At 32.5% G+C, this 16,614-nt stretch carries 18 protein-coding genes and 1 pseudogene; 1 reads left to right on the top strand and 18 read right to left on the bottom strand.

Annotated features, from left to right (window positions below):
- Positions 1–8: 8 nt before the first annotated feature.
- From atpE to fdaB, 18 genes and pseudogenes are all read right to left on the bottom strand, one after another.
- On the bottom strand, positions 9–221 hold the full coding sequence (atpE, locus tag HMPREF2930_RS00680) for a F0F1 ATP synthase subunit C (protein WP_002448651.1): 213 nt from the start codon (positions 219–221) through the stop codon (positions 9–11).
- Positions 222–253: 32 nt separating this feature from the next.
- Positions 254–979, bottom strand: coding sequence for a F0F1 ATP synthase subunit A (atpB, locus tag HMPREF2930_RS00675; protein ID WP_002448665.1), 726 nt, complete (start codon positions 977–979; stop codon positions 254–256).
- A gap of 28 nt (positions 980–1,007) precedes the next feature.
- Positions 1,008–1,355, bottom strand: coding sequence for an ATP synthase subunit I (locus HMPREF2930_RS00670; protein ID WP_017175130.1), 348 nt, complete (start codon positions 1,353–1,355; stop codon positions 1,008–1,010).
- A 147-nt stretch (positions 1,356–1,502) separates the two neighbouring features.
- Positions 1,503–2,648 (bottom strand): non-hydrolyzing UDP-N-acetylglucosamine 2-epimerase, encoded by a 1,146-nt coding sequence (wecB, locus tag HMPREF2930_RS00665; RefSeq protein ID WP_017175129.1) that lies wholly within the window; start codon positions 2,646–2,648, stop codon positions 1,503–1,505.
- 19 nt (positions 2,649–2,667) lie between these two features.
- Positions 2,668–3,297, bottom strand: coding sequence for a uracil phosphoribosyltransferase (upp, locus tag HMPREF2930_RS00660; RefSeq protein ID WP_017175128.1), 630 nt, complete (start codon positions 3,295–3,297; stop codon positions 2,668–2,670).
- A 24-nt stretch (positions 3,298–3,321) separates the two neighbouring features.
- Positions 3,322–4,560, bottom strand: coding sequence for a serine hydroxymethyltransferase (gene glyA, locus HMPREF2930_RS00655; RefSeq protein WP_017175127.1), 1,239 nt, complete (start codon positions 4,558–4,560; stop codon positions 3,322–3,324).
- Between the two features lie 24 nt (positions 4,561–4,584).
- Positions 4,585–5,108 (bottom strand): annotated as a pseudogene (locus HMPREF2930_RS00650) (TIGR01440 family protein).
- Positions 5,109–5,217: 109 nt separating this feature from the next.
- Positions 5,218–5,634 (bottom strand): low molecular weight protein arginine phosphatase, encoded by a 417-nt coding sequence (locus tag HMPREF2930_RS00645; RefSeq protein WP_017175125.1) that lies wholly within the window; start codon positions 5,632–5,634, stop codon positions 5,218–5,220.
- Positions 5,631–6,671 (bottom strand): L-threonylcarbamoyladenylate synthase, encoded by a 1,041-nt coding sequence (locus HMPREF2930_RS00640; RefSeq protein ID WP_017175124.1) that lies wholly within the window; start codon positions 6,669–6,671, stop codon positions 5,631–5,633. The genes HMPREF2930_RS00645 and HMPREF2930_RS00640 overlap by 4 nt, the downstream gene beginning before the upstream one ends.
- 84 nt (positions 6,672–6,755) lie before the next feature.
- Entirely contained in the window at positions 6,756–7,592 is an 837-nt protein-coding gene (gene prmC / locus HMPREF2930_RS00635; protein WP_017175123.1) for a peptide chain release factor N(5)-glutamine methyltransferase, read from the bottom strand.
- The gene (gene prfA / locus HMPREF2930_RS00630; RefSeq protein ID WP_017175122.1) at positions 7,579–8,655 is read right to left on the bottom strand and encodes a peptide chain release factor 1; all 1,077 of its coding nucleotides are present in this window, start codon (positions 8,653–8,655) and stop codon (positions 7,579–7,581) included. Before prfA ends, prmC begins: the two co-directional genes overlap by 14 nt.
- Positions 8,655–9,254 (bottom strand): thymidine kinase, encoded by a 600-nt coding sequence (locus tag HMPREF2930_RS00625; protein WP_017175121.1) that lies wholly within the window; start codon positions 9,252–9,254, stop codon positions 8,655–8,657. Before HMPREF2930_RS00625 ends, prfA begins: the two co-directional genes overlap by 1 nt.
- A 174-nt stretch (positions 9,255–9,428) precedes the next feature.
- A complete protein-coding gene (locus HMPREF2930_RS00620; protein WP_002448672.1) occupies positions 9,429–9,686 on the bottom strand; it encodes a type B 50S ribosomal protein L31 in 258 nt (85 codons plus the stop codon).
- Positions 9,687–9,801: 115 nt separating this feature from the next.
- The gene (rho, locus tag HMPREF2930_RS00615; RefSeq protein ID WP_017175120.1) at positions 9,802–11,118 is read right to left on the bottom strand and encodes a transcription termination factor Rho; all 1,317 of its coding nucleotides are present in this window, start codon (positions 11,116–11,118) and stop codon (positions 9,802–9,804) included.
- A gap of 239 nt (positions 11,119–11,357) precedes the next feature.
- Positions 11,358–12,785, bottom strand: coding sequence for an aldehyde dehydrogenase family protein (locus HMPREF2930_RS00610; RefSeq protein ID WP_017175119.1), 1,428 nt, complete (start codon positions 12,783–12,785; stop codon positions 11,358–11,360).
- A gap of 109 nt (positions 12,786–12,894) precedes the next feature.
- Positions 12,895–13,230 (bottom strand): winged helix-turn-helix transcriptional regulator, encoded by a 336-nt coding sequence (locus tag HMPREF2930_RS00605; protein WP_002488141.1) that lies wholly within the window; start codon positions 13,228–13,230, stop codon positions 12,895–12,897.
- An 87-nt stretch (positions 13,231–13,317) separates the two neighbouring features.
- Positions 13,318–14,589 carry a UDP-N-acetylglucosamine 1-carboxyvinyltransferase gene (locus tag HMPREF2930_RS00600; protein WP_017175118.1) on the bottom strand — a complete coding sequence of 424 codons (1,272 nt, stop codon included), beginning with the start codon at positions 14,587–14,589 and terminating at the stop codon, positions 13,318–13,320.
- A gap of 392 nt (positions 14,590–14,981) precedes the next feature.
- Positions 14,982–15,839: a class IIb fructose-bisphosphate aldolase FdaB gene (fdaB, locus tag HMPREF2930_RS00595; RefSeq protein WP_002448638.1), complete on the bottom strand. Its 858-nt coding sequence runs from the start codon at positions 15,837–15,839 to the stop codon at positions 14,982–14,984.
- A 161-nt stretch (positions 15,840–16,000) separates the two neighbouring features.
- Here fdaB and HMPREF2930_RS00590 point away from each other — a divergent pair, with 161 nt between their 5' ends.
- Positions 16,001–16,522, top strand: coding sequence for a DUF2529 domain-containing protein (locus tag HMPREF2930_RS00590; protein WP_017175117.1), 522 nt, complete (start codon positions 16,001–16,003; stop codon positions 16,520–16,522).
- Positions 16,523–16,614: the final 92 nt, after the last annotated feature.

Genomic DNA, 16,614 nt, shown 5'->3' with positions numbered 1-16,614 from the left:
AACATTTCTTATCTGAATAATGTCATGAATGAGATAACAACGCCGATGATTGGTAATGCTTCAACTAAACCAATACCAATGAACATAATACTCATTAATTGACCACGTGCTTCTGGTTGACGTGCTACACCTTCAACTGTTCTAGAAACAATAAGACCGTTACCGATACCAGCACCTAATGCTGATAAACCGATTGCAATTGCTGCTGCGATTAAACCCATATTAATAATTCCTCCTAAAATGTTTGTTTATGTTAATGTGCGTCCGCAACTTTATGGGACATGTAAACCATAGATAGCATAATAAAGATATATGCTTGGATTGTACCGACAAAGATTGAGAATCCTTGCCATATAATTAAGCCAGGAATACTAATTATCCAGCCCCAGCCGTTTTGGAAAAACAGGCCAGCTAATAGTGATAATAGTAACTCACCAGCAAAAATATTACCGTAAAGACGTAAACCTAGTGTTAATGTTGAAGAGAATTCTTCAAAGACATTAATAATTGCTAATGGCCAGAAAGGTTTAAAGTAATTACCAACATATGCTTTTGTTCCACGCATTTTAACACCATAGTAATGTGTTAATAAAATCATCATCGTAGATAACGTCAACGTTACAGTCGCGTCAGCAGTTGGAGATTTCCACCATAAATAATGATCATGTGTAACAATTGCAAATGGTAAACCTAGCATATTGGCAACAAAAATAAATAAAATTAATGTTACCGCCAAGAAGTGAAATTGACCACCTTTTTTCCAAGCCATGTTACTCTCAATAATGCCTCTTACAAAATCGAAAATCCATTCGATAAAGTTTTGTTTGCCACTAGGTCTTTTCTTAAGATTACGCGTACAAACAATAGCTATTATAAAAACAATAATAGCAGTAATAATAAGCATCATAATACTTGCTAAGTTGAAAACAATATCAAATCCAAACACATTCCAACTTACGAGTGGGGATTTGTGATCCATGTACTCACCTCTTTCTGTATATAGTTTACTATTTTAGCAAGAGAGGGCGAAAAATGATTAATACATAAGAAATCATAAGGCCTATCATTATACCAATGATATTTACATTCTCTTTAAAGACAACCCATACTATACATGCAATAATTGCGACTAAGTATCTCCATACATTACCTGTAGAAATATGTATATTATCTGGTTGTTTTGCCCTAGAAAGATATATCTCAAAAATGTATGTGTTGATTAGAGACCCAAGTGTCCCAATTATTAAGCCTAATAAAAAAGAATTAGATTTAATAAAATACAAAATACTTAACAATATTAAAAAATAAATGTAATATTGAATGAATTGTCTAAATATGATGCTGAACCGTTTCATTCTTTGTGCCTCCAAAACTTATGACAATCATGGAAACCGTTCCACTCATACAATTTCAATAATAATATAGGGTAATTTATGTGTCAATTCTATTCAAATTGTTGTTTAATTTAACACCAATATTGTCATAAAATGTTCACAAATAAATCAACAATTTTTTAACTTTTCAAATTCTTTAGGTATTTCTTCAGTTAATCCTAAATAGTATTTAATACTATCACATATACGTTCAGATGCCTTTCCATCTCCATAAGGATTTTGAGCATAGGCCATATTATTATAAACTTGTTTGTTCTTTAATAATTTTCTTATTTCTTGATACACATGTGTATACTCTGTTCCAATTACTTTTAATGTTCCAGCTTCTACACCTTCAGGTCTTTCAGTTACATCTCTAAGAACTAAAACTGGTTTATTTAATGATGGTGCTTCTTCTTGAATGCCTCCAGAATCAGTCAAAATTAAATAAGCATGATTAGCAAAATTATGAAAATCGACAACATCTAATGGTTCAATAAGCTCTATCCTTGGATGATTTTCTAAATAAGCGTATGATAGTTTTCTAACTTCGGGATTCATATGTAAAGGAAAAACTACTACAACGTCTTCAATATCTTCAACGATATCTCTAACTGCTTTGAAAATATGTTCCATAGGTTTTCCAATATTCTCTCTACGATGAACGGTCAGCAATACAATTTTTTTATTTTTATGCTTTTCTATCAACTCAGAAGTATAATTTTTATTAATTGTAAAATTTAGTGTATCAATGGCAGTATTGCCAGTAATCACTATAGATGTCTTATCTTTATTTTCTTGAATTAGATTGCGTTTTGCACCAATAGTAGGAGCAAAGTGTAAATCGGCAATGTTACTAACCATCTGCCGATTTATTTCTTCTGGAAAAGGCGCATATTTATTCCCACTTCTAAGACCAGCTTCTACGTGGCCTACAGAGGTATGATTATAAAATGCTGCTAATGCGCCAGAAAAAGTAGTTGTTGTATCACCATGAACAAGTACCATATCTGGACATTCTTTTTTCATAATTTGCTCAAGTTGAATAATAGATTTAGCTGTTATTTCTGAAAGAGTTTGCCCTTTTTTCATAATATTCAAATCATAATGTGGTTTTATGTTGAATGTTTTTAAAACTGAATCAAGCATTTCTCTATGTTGAGCAGTTACAACAATAATTGGTTCTAGCATTGAATCTTTTTCAAGTGCTTTAACTAAAGGTGCCATTTTAATTGCTTCCGGTCTTGTACCAAAGACTGTCATAATCTTTCTCATAATATTTACTCCTATAGTACTATTTAGTACCAAATAATCTATCCCCAGCATCTCCTAAACCAGGTGTAATATATGCTTTTTCATTAAGTTTTTCATCTAAAGCTGCAATATAGATATCAACATCTTCATGCGCTTCTTGCATTTTTTCAACACCCTCAGGTGCGGCAATTAAACACATAAAACGAATATTCTTTGCACCTCGATTTTTTAGTGAATTGATTGCTTCGATTGCTGAAGCGCCTGTAGCTAACATTGGATCAACTACTATAATTTCACGTTCATCGATATCTTGAGGTAATTTAGCAAAATATTCTACTGCTTTTAATGTTTTAGGATCACGATACAAACCAATATGTCCTACACGAGCAGCTGGAACTAAGCTTAATACACCATCTGTCATCCCTAATCCTGCTCTTAAAATAGGTACAATTGCTAATTTTTTTCCAGCTAATCGTTTTGCTGTCATAGTTGTTACAGGTGTTTCAATTTCTACATCTTGCAATTGTAAATCTCTTGTAACTTCATATGCCATTAGCATACCTACTTCATCAACAAGCTCTCTAAATTCTTTTGTTCCAGTATTTTTATCACGAATGTAACTCAATTTATGTTGAATGAGTGGGTGATCAAATACATGTACTTTACTCATAATTCATTTCCTCCATTTATGTTGTTATTCATATAGCGGATATTGTTGAGTCAATTGTTTTACTCTATCACTAGCTTCTTTCAATTTTGCTTGGTCATTTGAATTTTTTAATGCTGTACTGATAATTAAAGCTACTTCTTTAAATGCTACTTCATCAAAACCACGCGTCGTTGCAGCAGGAGTGCCTAGTCTAATTCCACTTGTAACGAATGGTTTCTCCTGATCAAAAGGTATTGTATTTTTATTACATGTAATACCAATTGAATCTAATGTTTCTTCAGCCTGTTTACCCGTTAAATTAACTGATTGTTTCACATCTACTGAAATTAGATGATTATCTGTACCTCCTGAAACAATTCTAAATCCTTCATTTTGAAGTGTTTCAGCTAAAGTTTTAGCATTTTTAATGACTTGTTCTTGATACACTTTGAAATCTGGTTCTAAAGCTTCTCCAAAAGCAACAGCTTTTGCAGCAATCACATGTTCTAGTGGTCCACCTTGAATTCCAGGAAATATTGTCTTATCTATCTCTTTTTTATACTTTTCCTTGCAAAGAATCAGGCCTCCACGTGGTCCTCTCAACGTTTTATGAGTTGTACTGGTAACAAAGTCAGCATATTCTACAGGATTAGGATGTAATCCAGTTGCTACTAAACCTGCAATGTGTGCCATATCAACCATTAATTTAGCACCAACTTCATCAGCAATTTCTTTAAATTTCTTAAAATCTAATTGTCTAGAATACGCTGACGTACCAGCTACAATTAATTTAGGCTTATGTTTCTGTGCCAATTCACGAATTTCATCATAATTAATTCTTTCAGTTTCTTTATCCACGCCATAATCGATAAAGTTATAAAACTTACCACTAAAATTAACTGAAGCACCGTGAGTTAAATGACCACCATGACTTAAATTCATTCCAAGCACAGTATCTCCCATCTCTAAAGCAACTAAATACACTGCCATATTAGCTTGAGAACCTGAATGGGGTTGTACATTTGCATGTTCAGCTCCGAATAAAGCTTTGATACGTTCAATAGCTATTGTTTCCGTAACATCAACATATTCACAACCACCATAGTAACGACGACCTGGATAGCCTTCTGCATATTTATTTGTCATTACAGATCCTTGCGCTTCCATTACCGCTTCTGAAACGAAGTTCTCTGAAGCAATGAGCTCAATATTATTGTTTTGACGGTTGTATTCATTTTGAATGGCTTCATAAATAATGTGATCTTGTTCTTTAATATAAGACATATATTCCCCTTCTTCCTTTAGAACTTATTCATATTTAGCTCTTTCTCCACCAATTTTTTTGGTCTTGAAGTAGCGATTGTAACTGTAGCTTCACCAACTTTTTTAACGCTTGTTCTCAACGGAACACAAACATGATTAATGTGCATTCCAATAAGCGTTTGACCAATATCAATACCTTTAGGCACTTTTATATATTCAATGACTATTGGATCTTTCATATGTTGATAGGCATATGTAGCAAGACTTCCTCCTGCATGAACATCTGGTACAACAGTTACTTCTTCCATAGTAAATGGATTATAATCTTCACGCTCAATTGTAATCGCCCTATTAATATGTTCACAACCTTGAAACGCAAATGAAACGCCCGTTTCACGTTTTATACGTTTCAATTCATTAAAAATAGTTTCAGCAACTTCCATTGAACCAACTGACCCAATTTTTTCCCCAATTACTTCAGAAGTTGAACATCCTATCACACAAATCTCATCTTTTTTGAAAAACGATTGAGTTTTCAATTCATCCAGTAAAGTTGTAAGTTCTTGCATATTATTTCACCTCACTTGCAAAGATAAAAAGAAGCATAGCTGACAAGCTATACTTCTTTATTATAACTTATTTATTACTCAACTTATACTATTAGCGTAATATTTCTCTTTATTCTTCGTGTTTCAATTTGCTAATAAGAGAATATAATTGATTAAATGTGTGACGATAGGTATCTATGCTACCGCCAAATGGATCATCTATTTCACCTGTTTCTGATACATACTCACATAATGTATAAATAGGATATTCTGTCCCAAATTGACTGATTAACTGTCGTTTATGACTATTGGTCATCGTTAAAATTAAATCACTTTTTAAGTCATCTTGACTGAATATTTGAGATACAGAGGGTTCTGGTAAATTATTTTCTAAAATAACTTCTAATGCTTCAGGAGTAATGGATTGTCCATTCATTGCAAATAATCCACGTGATTGAATAGAATCGTTAGGTAGAAGCGCTGTAGCTATACTTTCAGCAATAGGACTTCTACAAGTATTTCCAGTACATACAAATATTATCTTCATAATTCTCTTCCTTTAACTATTTGATTTCCCGTTGCTTTTAGCATACGATTCATAACTGCTTCAGAACCTTCAATATTATCAAAAGTATAAATAAATGCTTTTTTTATTCGTTCATCATCATCAATGTCATGTAAAATTTTATATAAGTTATGATTAGCCCCTTTAACATCTCTTTGATTTTCACAAAGAGAGATAAATATACCATCTTTAGGTACATACTTTTTCATACTAGAAGGTAAAACAAATGCTACCCCTGATTCATTTAACTCAGAAATAGGTTGTGTCAATTCAGTTAACATATATACAGGTGTTTTAGGTGCATAGTGTTTATATTTCATACCTGGTGCTATGGGACGTTCTAATTGATTATAATCATATTGAATGACGCTGTGAGGTACCACCTGATTAAGCATTGTTTGAGTAATTGATCCTGGTCTTGCTATTCTAAAAGGAAATTGGGTACAATCTAAAACTGTACTCTCCAAGCCTTCTTCACTTTGATCGCCATTCACAATACCATCTATTTTTCCATTTAAATCATTATAAACATGTTGAAATGTCGTTGGAGAAGGTCTTCCGCTTATATTTGCACTGGGTGCTGCGATTGGTAAATCAACATATTCTAATATTGCTCTTCCAATTGGATGACTTGGCATTCTTACAGCAATAGAATTAAGACCACCTGTCACTTTCTCACATAAATATCCTTGTTTTAAAGGAAGAATAAACGAGATTGGGCCAGGCCAAAATGCATTCATTAATTTCTTAGCTTCCTTAGGGATAGTTGATACAAATGCATCCATTTGTGATTGCTTGTAAATATGAACAATCAGTGGATTATCAGACGGGCGTCCTTTGGCTTTATAAATGTTTTCTACTGCCTGTTCATTTTTAGCATTTGCGCCTAAACCGTACACTGTTTCAGTAGGTATCGCAATTAGGCCACCATTTTCATAAATAGTTTTTATTTCTGCTAATTGAGAAAACGTGTGGGGATCTTGACTATAATCTTTCATATTCCATATATTTGTTTTCACTTTGATCACACCTTTCACATATGTGAAATTATTAAAGAAAAAGAAGTGGGTTAGAAAATAATACATTTCTTTCCCACTCCACTATTACCACTTAAATGAAATCATTCTATTTAATCCGTTAATATCTTTCAAGAGATTTACATTCACATGCGGATATTTATTTATAATACGTGCTTTTAATATTTCTCCTTGATTATATCCAATTTCAAAAGTTACATAAGCCCCTTTATTAAGTACTTTTGGTAAATCATCTAGAATCATCTCATAAATTTCATACCCTTCATCCTCAGCAAATAACGCGATATGAGGTTCATACTTTACTACCGTATCTTCCATATCTTTCATCTCAGTTTGATCAATATAAGGAGGATTTGAAATTAAGCCATCTAATTTAATATTTTCTTTAATAAGTGGTTTAAGGGCGTTACCTTTTAGAAATCTGATATCCGCTTTTAATTGATGTGCATTATCAGATGCTACCTCTAGAGTATCTTCAATAAGATCTGTGGCTATTACATTTAAGGTTGGATTTAGTTTTTTAAGTACAATTGCAATCGCTCCACTGCCTGTTCCTATATCAGCAATTGTACTTCCATCTTTACAATGCTCTAAAAAATGAAGCATAACTTCTTCTGTTTCTGGACGTGGAATAAGACATTGAGAATTTACTTGTAATTGATATCCATAAAATGATTGAAAACCAACAATATATTGAATAGGCTCTCCTAATAACATACGGTCTAATGCAAGTGAAAATTTTGCTTCTTCAGCTTGAGACATCTCATCATACATATGCATTAAATAATCTGTCCTAGACCATTTAAATAAGTCTAACATCAGCCATTCCGCTCTAGATTGCTCAAATCCTTTTTCTTTTGTTAATTCAATCGCTTCTTGTAAGGTATCTTTAAAGCTCGCCATTATTTAGTTCTTTCAGTTTTTCAGTTTGCTCAGAAAGTGTTAATGCATCAATAATTTCATCCAATTTACCTTCCATAATTTGGTCGAGCTTTTGTAAAGTTAAACCAATTCGATGATCTGTCACACGACTTTGAGGATAATTATAAGTTCGTACACGTTCAGAACGATCTCCTGTCCCTACAGCTGATTTACGTTGAGCTGCATACTTTTGTTGTTCTTCTTGTAATTTCATATCATATAATCGTGCTTTTAATACTTTTAATGCTTTTTCACGGTTTTGAATTTGTGATTTTTCTGAAGACGTTGCAATAATACCGGTTGGAATATGTGTAATACGCACAGCAGAGTCTGTAGTATTAACGTGTTGACCACCAGCACCACTTGAACGATACGTATCAATTTTCAAATCTTCATTACGCACTTCAATTTCTACATCTTCAACTTCAGGTAATACAGCTACAGTCGCTGTAGATGTATGAATACGTCCTCCAGATTCTGTTTCGGGCACACGTTGTACACGATGAGCACCATTTTCAAATTTCAACTTACTATAGGCACCACTACCTGAAACTGAAAAACTGATTTCTTTATATCCACCATGATCACTTTCTGCCGCTTCAACAATTTCAGTTTTAAAATTTTGAGATTCCGCATATTTTGTATACATTCTTAATAAATCGCCTGCGAAAATAGCTGCTTCATCTCCACCAGCTGCTGCTCTAATTTCGACAATAACGTCTTTTTCATCGTTTGGATCTTTAGGAATTAACAAGAATTTAAGTTGTTCTTCTAATTCAGGAAGTTCACTTTTTAATCCAGATGCTTCTTCTTTTAACATTTCAATTTCTTCTTTATCATCTGTTTCAGTTAGCATTTCATCTATTTCTGCTACTTCTTCTTTTTTACTTTTGTAATCTCTATAAACATCTACTGTTTTCTGTAAATCAGCTTGCTCTTTAGAATATTTTCGTAATTTATCTGGATCGTTGACGATTTCTGGATCACTTAACATTTCATTTAACTGTTCATATCTTTCTTCAACAATATCTAATTGATCAAACACTATATTTCCTCCTTGTCATTGATGCTAGGTGCTACAATATGATGTGCTCTGCATCTTGGCTCATAACTTTCATTTGCTCCTACTAATATAATTGGGTCATCAATTCTTGCTGGTTGTCCATCGATTAAACGTTGCGTCCGACTTGATGACGAACCACATACTGCACAAACGGCTTGTAATTTGGTCACTTGTTCACTTACAGCCATAATTTGAGGCATGGGGTCAAAAGGTTCACCTCTAAAGTCCATGTCTAAACCTGCTACTACAACTCTATGACCCTCTTCAGCTAGCTTTTCTACTATATGTACAATTTCATTATCAAAAAATTGAATTTCATCTATCCCTATGACATCAAATTGAGATAAATTTTGTAATAGTATTTCTCTAGCTGTTGAAATATTAATGGCTTCTAGTTCATTACCATCATGTGATACAACTTTTTCTTTATGATACCGGTCATCAATAGCCGGTTTAAATACGATTACTTTTTGTTTAGCATAAATTCCTCTTCTTAATCGACGAATTAATTCTTCCGATTTACCACTAAACATACTTCCAGTAATGCATTCAATCCAACCAGAATGGTAAGTTTCATACATTATAAGTTCCACCTTTTTCAAAACATAATCGCTTAATTATATCATATTTTCGTTTATTATAAATGAGTTTATTACTGGGTTATCATTGAACAAATGAATAAAATAGTTTAGAAATAAAAAAATACCTGCTTAATTCTATACATAATAGATTAGGCAGGCATTTTAAGTTCAAAATTAATTGTTGTTTGATTTGAGACCAAACTTTTTGTTGAAACGTTCCACACGACCATCCGCAGCAGCGAATTTTTGACGTCCTGTGTAGAATGGATGTGAATCAGATGATACATCTAAGCGAATAACTGGGTATTCGTTACCATCTTCCCATTCCATTGTTTCTGAAGAAGTTTTAGTAGAACCACTTAAGAATTTAAAGTTAGTTGTTGTATCTAAAAAGATGACTTTGTGGTAATCAGGATGAATTCCTTGTTTCATTTTTTTCAGCTCCTTTGCCCTGAACCATCTGGAACAGAGTTATTTGTGAGTTTTTACCCAATACTGTGTAATTATAATAGTTATTGAAGGAAAACGCAACCCTCAATCATATATTTTAGATAATTGGTTTTCCTGTTTTTGTACTTTCAGCGGCTGCCTTTTGCAATTGTTCAAAAAATTCTTTGTTATTTTCTGAACGTTTTAATTTTCTTATAAAACGCTCTGTAAAATCGGTAGAATCAGTAAACATATTTCTAAGTTGCCATAATGAGTCTAATTCGGACTTGCTAATTAATAATTCTTCTTTACGTGTAGAACTACGTCCAATATCAATAGCTGGGAATATTCGACGTTCGGATAATTTACGATCAAGATGAAGTTCCATATTACCTGTACCTTTGAACTCTTCATAAATCATATCATCCATACGTGAACCTGTATCTACTAAAGCTGTTGCTAAAATAGTTAGGCTACCACCTGCTTCAATATTACGCGCAGCACCGAAAAATGCTTTAGGCTTATGTAAGGATGCTGGATCCAAACCACCTGACAATGTTCTACCACTAGGCGGGATAACAAGATTATATGCTCTTGCTAAACGCGTAATAGAGTCCATCAAGATAATGACATCTTGTCCTATCTCTACAAGACGTTTTGCTCTTTCTAGTAATAACTCTGCTACCTTAACGTGGTGTTGAGGAGGTTCATCAAAAGTGGAATGTACTACTTCTGCTGACTCTACTGAACGCTCTATATCAGTTACCTCTTCAGGTCGTTCACCTACTAATAATATAAATAATTTAGCATCTGGTTTATTTGTACTAATTGCATTTGCAATTTCTTTAAGTAATGACGTTTTACCAGCTTTAGGAGGAGCAACAATAAGACCACGTTGACCTAAACCAATTGGAGTAACTAAATCCATAATTCGAGTAGAATAGTTTTGAGGCTCTGTTTCAAGAATAATTCTTTCCTCTGGGTATAACGGAGTAAGTGCTTGGAAATGAGGACGTTTTTTTACAACTTCTGCATTTTCATCATTAACAAAGTCAACTTGTAGAAGTCCATAGTATTTTTCATTGTCTTTAGGCTTTCGTACTTTTCCAGTTACTTTATCGCCTCGTTTAATTTCAAAACGTCTAATTTGACTCGCTGATATATATATATCTTTTTCACCTTTAGAATAATTAACGGTTCTTAAGAAACCATATCCATCAGGTTGTATATCATCTAAAACACCCTCCATATAGTAATTTCCATCTTTTTCCATTTGAGCTTCCATAATTGCCAAGACAAGCTCACTTTTATTCAATTTACTATAATTAGTTAGTTTTAATGATTTTGCTTTTTGCGTAAGTTCTTTTGTCGTATAATTTTTATACAATTCATGAAAAGATTCATATTGTGGTGATGTTCGTTCTCTTTCAGGCATAAATTGCACCCATTTCTTATATTTTTATAAAAATCATCTAGCTACTAGCATTGTCAAATCATCTAAATGATTATAACTTAAATGTTTTAAACGTTAGCATCTTAAATACTAGAATTAATATAGCAAATTTTTAATTTAATTACAAAATGATTTTATTAAATTTCAAAAAATAAAACAGCTCATGGAACTAAAACGATTCCATGAACTGTATTTATATTAAAATATTTCATTATACTTAATTATTTAAAATAACCAGCAATTGATTTTACTTCTAAGAACTCTTCAATTCCGTAGTCGCCCCATTCACGACCGATACCAGATTGTTTATAACCACCAAATGGTAAATAAGGTTCGTTTGGAGATTCATTAATTTGAATTCTACCTGCCTCAATTGAACGTGCTACTTTTTGAAGTGTTTCTTTATCTTTACCAATTACATATCCTGCTAAACCATATTTAGTATCATTAGCAATTTCGATTGCTTCGTCTAAATCATTATATGTGATTACTGAAACAACTGGACCAAAAATTTCTTCTTGTGCAATAGTCATATCATTTTTAACATTTACAAAAATAGTTGGTCTAGCAAAATAACCTGTATCTAATCCTTCTGGTTTACCTGGACCGCCATATAATAATTCAGCGCCTTCTTCAATACCTTTATCAATATAAGATTGTACTGTGTCGAATTGTTTTTTACTAATGATTGGTCCTACTTGAGTATTTTTATCAAGTGGATCGCCAACTTTAACATTACTAAACTCTTCTTTTAAGGCAGTTAAGAATTCTTGTTTAATACTTTCTGGAACTAAGATTCTTGTTCCTGCAGTACATACTTGACCAGTATTATTAACAACCTTTCCAGTTGTAGCTTTTGCAGCTTCTTTAATATCTACATCGTCAAGTACGATATATGGTGATTTGCCACCTAATTCAAGAGATACTTTTTTGATATCTTTAGCTGCTTTTTCCATAATTTTAGAACCTGTAGCTCCAGAACCAGTGAATGACATCATTCTAACTTTAGGATGTTCGCTTAATGGATTACCTACACCTTCACCATCACCATTAACTAAGTTAAATACACCTTTAGGAACGCCTGCTTTTTCAAAGATTTCAGCTAAAATTATTGCAGCAAATGGTGTTTCTTCAGAAGGTTTTAACACAACTGGACTACCTGCAGCAAATGCTGCTGCTAATTTAAGAGATGTTTGATTAGTTGGGAAATTCCATGGTGTAACTAATCCAGAAACGCCAATCGCTTCTTTAGTTACCAAATCATCTCCACGACGTTCTTCAAATTCAAATGAATCTAAAGCTCTACGTGCTTCTGAAAAGTGTTGTAAACCCATTTGATAATGAACATTTTCTGAAACAGTTAGTGGAGCACCTAACTCTGCAGTAATTGCTTCAATAATATCTTGTTTTCTATTTTTATATTCTTCTACTATTCTATCTAGTAGTTGTTTTCTTTCTTCAACTGAACTATGGCGAAATTCTAAATATACGTCATGAGCAGCTTGAACCGCTTTTTCTACGTCTTTTTCATTACCTTTTGCAACTTTTCCAATAACTTCTTCTGTTGCTGGATTAATTACATCAATTGTTTCGTTACTTTCACTATCAATCCATTCACCATTAATATATTGTTGAGTATAATTTCTCATCAATGATTCACTCCTTAAGAATGTGTATGTCTAATATATATCCGATTTGATGTTATTTAAACATAATTAAAAGGTTAAAGTTTATATAAACTCCAACCTTTTAACTATATTATTTAACTGAATCGTTATGTTCTAATGTGACGTAATCTCTAGCCCATGCTTCAATTGGTCTTAAAGCCTCAGCAAGTGCTTTTCCTTTATCGGTTAACTCATAAACGATAGAAACAGGACGTGTAGAAATGACTTTTTTGTCTACTAATTCCCACTCACCTAATTCTGTAAGCTTAATACTTAATGCACGTGGAGTAATTGTTTTTAAATCCCTTTTCATATCGGAAAAGTGTGCAGTATAATCAGCGCATCGAGATAGGTAATTAATGATTAAACCGTTCCAACTTCTACCAACAATTTTAAAGGTTTCTTCGAGATATGGACAGATTTCCATTGTCTTCACCTCTATTCAAAACTTCTTAAACATTGCAGGTATTTAATATACTTCAGCAATTAATATATTTAAGTATATCAAAAATAATTAAACTTGTTCAGTCCAAATATCCGCACCTAATTCTTTAAGATGTTTAACGATATCTGTATATCCTCTATAAATATGTTTAACATTATAAATTGTTGTAACACCTTCTGCTAGTAATCCAGCAATAATCAAGCAAGCTCCTGCACGTAGATCACTCGCATATACTTCGGCACCTTGAAGTTTAGAAGGTTTAATTGTTGCAGTACCAGTAGACGTATCTGCTTCAATACTAGCGCCCATATTTTTGAGCTCTTCTACATGACGGAAACGAGCTGGATATATCGTTTCTGTAACGAAAGATGGACCATCTGTCATAAATAATAAAGGCGTAATAGGTTGTTGTAAGTCAGTAGCAAATCCAGGATATACTAATGTTTTAATATCTACATTTTTATATGATGATTTACCTTTAATTACTATTTGTTCTTTATCATCATCGATATCAATATCAACACCTAATTCATTTAGTTTAACTGTGAGCGCTTCTAAATGTTTAGGTACAATATTTTTAATTGTTACTTCGTCACCACAAGCAGCGGCAATACACATATACGTTCCCGCTTCAATTCTATCAGGAATCACTTGATATTCAGCTCCATGTAACTCTTCAACACCACTGATTTTTAGAGTGCTTGTACCGGCGCCTTTGATATTTGCGCCTAAGCTATTTAAAAAGTTTGCTACATCTACTACTTCTGGTTCTTTGGCAGCATTTTCAATCGTTGTTTGCCCATTTGCATGAACAGCTGCAAGCATAATGTTGATGGTTGCACCAACACTTACCATATCTAAAAAGATGTTGGCTCCGTGCAATTCTTTTGCTTCTATTTTCATTGATGTATCACTTGATTCATCAATTTCAGCACCTAAAGCTTTAAATCCTTTAATGTGTTGATCAATTGGACGTGGGCCCAATGGACAACCACCTGGTAAACCAATCACACATTTTTTAAAGCGACCTAACATGGCTCCCATCATGTAATAAGAAGCACGTAAAGATTCAACTTTGTTATTTGGTAACGGTGCATTTTTAATGTCTGTTGTATCAACTTCTAATGTTTTACCATTAAGATTCGTTTTAATATTTAAATCTTCTAATAAACTCACTAGTGTTTCAACATCTGAGATTTGCGGTAAACCGTCAATTTTCACTTGTCCTTGCGCTAATAGAGTAGCTGGAATAATAGCTACGGCACTATTTTTTGCACCACTAATTGTAACTTCACCCTTTAGTGGTTGACCACCTCGGATTTTAATTACTTCTTGACTCATTTATTTTTTCTCCTTTATTCGCCTTTTGTAAAATTATACATAATTCGCATTATAAATTATATATTATTTATTTGTAAAACACTAACTTTTAAAAAAACTTAGCAATTATAATATTAATATCCAAAAATCTAATATTTCATATAACGGATTGATAACACTATTATAAATCAATTTATACAATTATTTAATTCTGTTTTTTCATAAATTTTAAAAAGAGATAACTTATTTTTTATAAATCATGAGTCAGTAATTGATTAACACTTAGCATGACTAACTTTATACAAATACTTTAATAATATATCGTAAAATTTTTGTATAAAATAAAAAAACTGTCAACAAAGCGAACACTTTGCTGACAGTTCAGGTTGCCTTAACCTTTAATAATAATTATTTTATTTAGCGCGATTAGACGTACCAAACTCTCTAATTTTGCCTTTTACTGTTTCTTTAATAGCTTCACGTGCTGGACCTAAGTATTTGCGAGGATCGTAAACTTCTTTATCATTGTTCAATACATCTCTAACAGCTTTAGCTGAAGCAATTTGATTTTCAGTATTTACATTAATTTTTGCAGTACCATAAGGGATTGCTTTTTGAATATCTTTAGTTGGAATACCTGTACCACCATGTAAAACAAGTGGTAATCCAGTTGATGCACCAATTTCTTCCATTTCTTTGAAGCCTAATTTAGGTTCGCCTTTATAAGGACCATGTACTGAACCTAATGCTGGTGCTAAAGTATCAATACCAGTTCTTTCGACTAATTCTTGACATTCTTTAGGATCAGCATAGATGATACCGCCTACAACATCATCTTCTTGTCCACCCACTGTTCCTAATTCAGCTTCAACTGACACGCCATGTTGATGTGCATATTCTACTACTTTAGAAGTAATTTCAATATTTTCTTCAAATGGACTATGTGAAGCATCAATCATTACTGAAGTAAATCCAGCATCAATAGCTTCTTTACATTTTTCAAAACTTGAACCATGATCTAGGTGGATAGCTACTGGTATAGTAATGTTTAAATCATGCATTAAACCTTCTACCATTTTAACTACTGTATAAAAACCACTCATATAACGTGCAGCACCTTCGGAAACACCTAAGATCACTGGCGCGTTCTCTTCTTGAGAAGCTTCTAAAATAGCTTGTGTAAATTCTAAGTTATTTAAGTTGTATTGACCAACCGCATAACCATTTTCTTTCGCATCGATTAACATTTCTTTCATTGAAACTAATGGCATGAAAGTTCCTCCTTGTATCCAATTACATAAATTTTCAAAAATTATTATAGCAGATAATATTTTTTATTGCATGCTTAATTTAAAAATAATTGATAACTTTTGAAGCTTCATTGCATAAAATATTATATTTCATTACAATACTAATGAAATGGAGGATAATCATGTCAAAGATACTACAAACACAATTAACGGGTATATTTAATCGTTTAGAAGACCAAGCGTTAGACATACAAATGGCTGCTCAATGTTTAATCCAAGCTATTGGTGGAGAAGGATATGTATATATTAATGGTTATGGAAATTTAAAATTTTTTGAAACTTTTATATTAGACAGTGATGAAAAATTAAATTCTAGTAAAAAATTGAGCGAATTAAACAGTTTAAATGATTTAGATACAACTGATCGTGTATTTTTATTCTCTCCTTTTTATACTAAGGAGGTTGATCAAGATGTTCAACAATTAATAGACAAAGATATTGATTTTGTATTAGTATGTAATCGTCCTAAACAAGAAGATTTCCCTGAACATCTTATGCATTTTGTAAACTTATCAACTCCGCGTCCGATTGTATATACTGAGGATTATGATAAAATTGTACAACCTCATACAATGGCGTTTAATTACATTTACTATGATATATATACACAAATGATTGAAATGACTAGAGACTTGGAATTATAAATTAACTTTATAATCATTAGCGCCTAACATGTACAACCTTTATCTTCTATATAAATTGATATAAATGAAGAGTCCGGGACATAAAGTATCTA

It is taken from the genome of Staphylococcus sp. HMSC068C09 (assembly GCF_001813735.1).
In the GTDB taxonomy this organism is placed as follows: Bacteria; Bacillota; Bacilli; order Staphylococcales; family Staphylococcaceae; genus Staphylococcus; species Staphylococcus hominis.
Note: the sequence above shows the minus strand (reverse complement) of the source record. Positions and strands in the feature narration are given on the sequence as shown.

Bases quoted from the DNA above. Each gene is read 5' to 3' on its own strand.
- atpB (WP_002448665.1), bottom strand. From the start codon at position 979: ATGGATCACAAATCCCCACTCGTAAGTTGGAATGTGTTTGGATTTGAT.
- prmC (WP_017175123.1), bottom strand. From the start codon at position 7,592: ATGGCGAGCTTTAAAGATACCTTACAAGAAGCGATTGAATTAACAAAA.
- HMPREF2930_RS00600 (WP_017175118.1), bottom strand. From the start codon at position 14,589: ATGAGTCAAGAAGTAATTAAAATCCGAGGTGGTCAACCACTAAAGGGT.
- rho (WP_017175120.1), bottom strand. From the start codon at position 11,118: ATGCCTGAAAGAGAACGAACATCACCACAATATGAATCTTTTCATGAA.
- HMPREF2930_RS00645 (WP_017175125.1), bottom strand. From the start codon at position 5,634: ATGAAGATAATATTTGTATGTACTGGAAATACTTGTAGAAGTCCTATT.
- HMPREF2930_RS00590 (WP_017175117.1), top strand. From the start codon at position 16,001: ATGTCAAAGATACTACAAACACAATTAACGGGTATATTTAATCGTTTA.
- HMPREF2930_RS00610 (WP_017175119.1), bottom strand. From the start codon at position 12,785: ATGAGAAATTATACTCAACAATATATTAATGGTGAATGGATTGATAGT.
- wecB (WP_017175129.1), bottom strand. From the start codon at position 2,648: ATGAGAAAGATTATGACAGTCTTTGGTACAAGACCGGAAGCAATTAAA.
- glyA (WP_017175127.1), bottom strand. From the start codon at position 4,560: ATGTCTTATATTAAAGAACAAGATCACATTATTTATGAAGCCATTCAA.
- HMPREF2930_RS00605 (WP_002488141.1), bottom strand. From the start codon at position 13,230: ATGGAAATCTGTCCATATCTCGAAGAAACCTTTAAAATTGTTGGTAGA.
- fdaB (WP_002448638.1), bottom strand. From the start codon at position 15,839: ATGCCATTAGTTTCAATGAAAGAAATGTTAATCGATGCGAAAGAAAAT.
- upp (WP_017175128.1), bottom strand. From the start codon at position 3,297: ATGAGTAAAGTACATGTATTTGATCACCCACTCATTCAACATAAATTG.
- HMPREF2930_RS00620 (WP_002448672.1), bottom strand. From the start codon at position 9,686: ATGAAACAAGGAATTCATCCTGATTACCACAAAGTCATCTTTTTAGAT.
- atpE (WP_002448651.1), bottom strand. From the start codon at position 221: ATGGGTTTAATCGCAGCAGCAATTGCAATCGGTTTATCAGCATTAGGT.
- HMPREF2930_RS00670 (WP_017175130.1), bottom strand. From the start codon at position 1,355: ATGAAACGGTTCAGCATCATATTTAGACAATTCATTCAATATTACATT.
- HMPREF2930_RS00625 (WP_017175121.1), bottom strand. From the start codon at position 9,254: ATGTATGAAACTTACCATTCTGGTTGGATTGAATGCATTACTGGAAGT.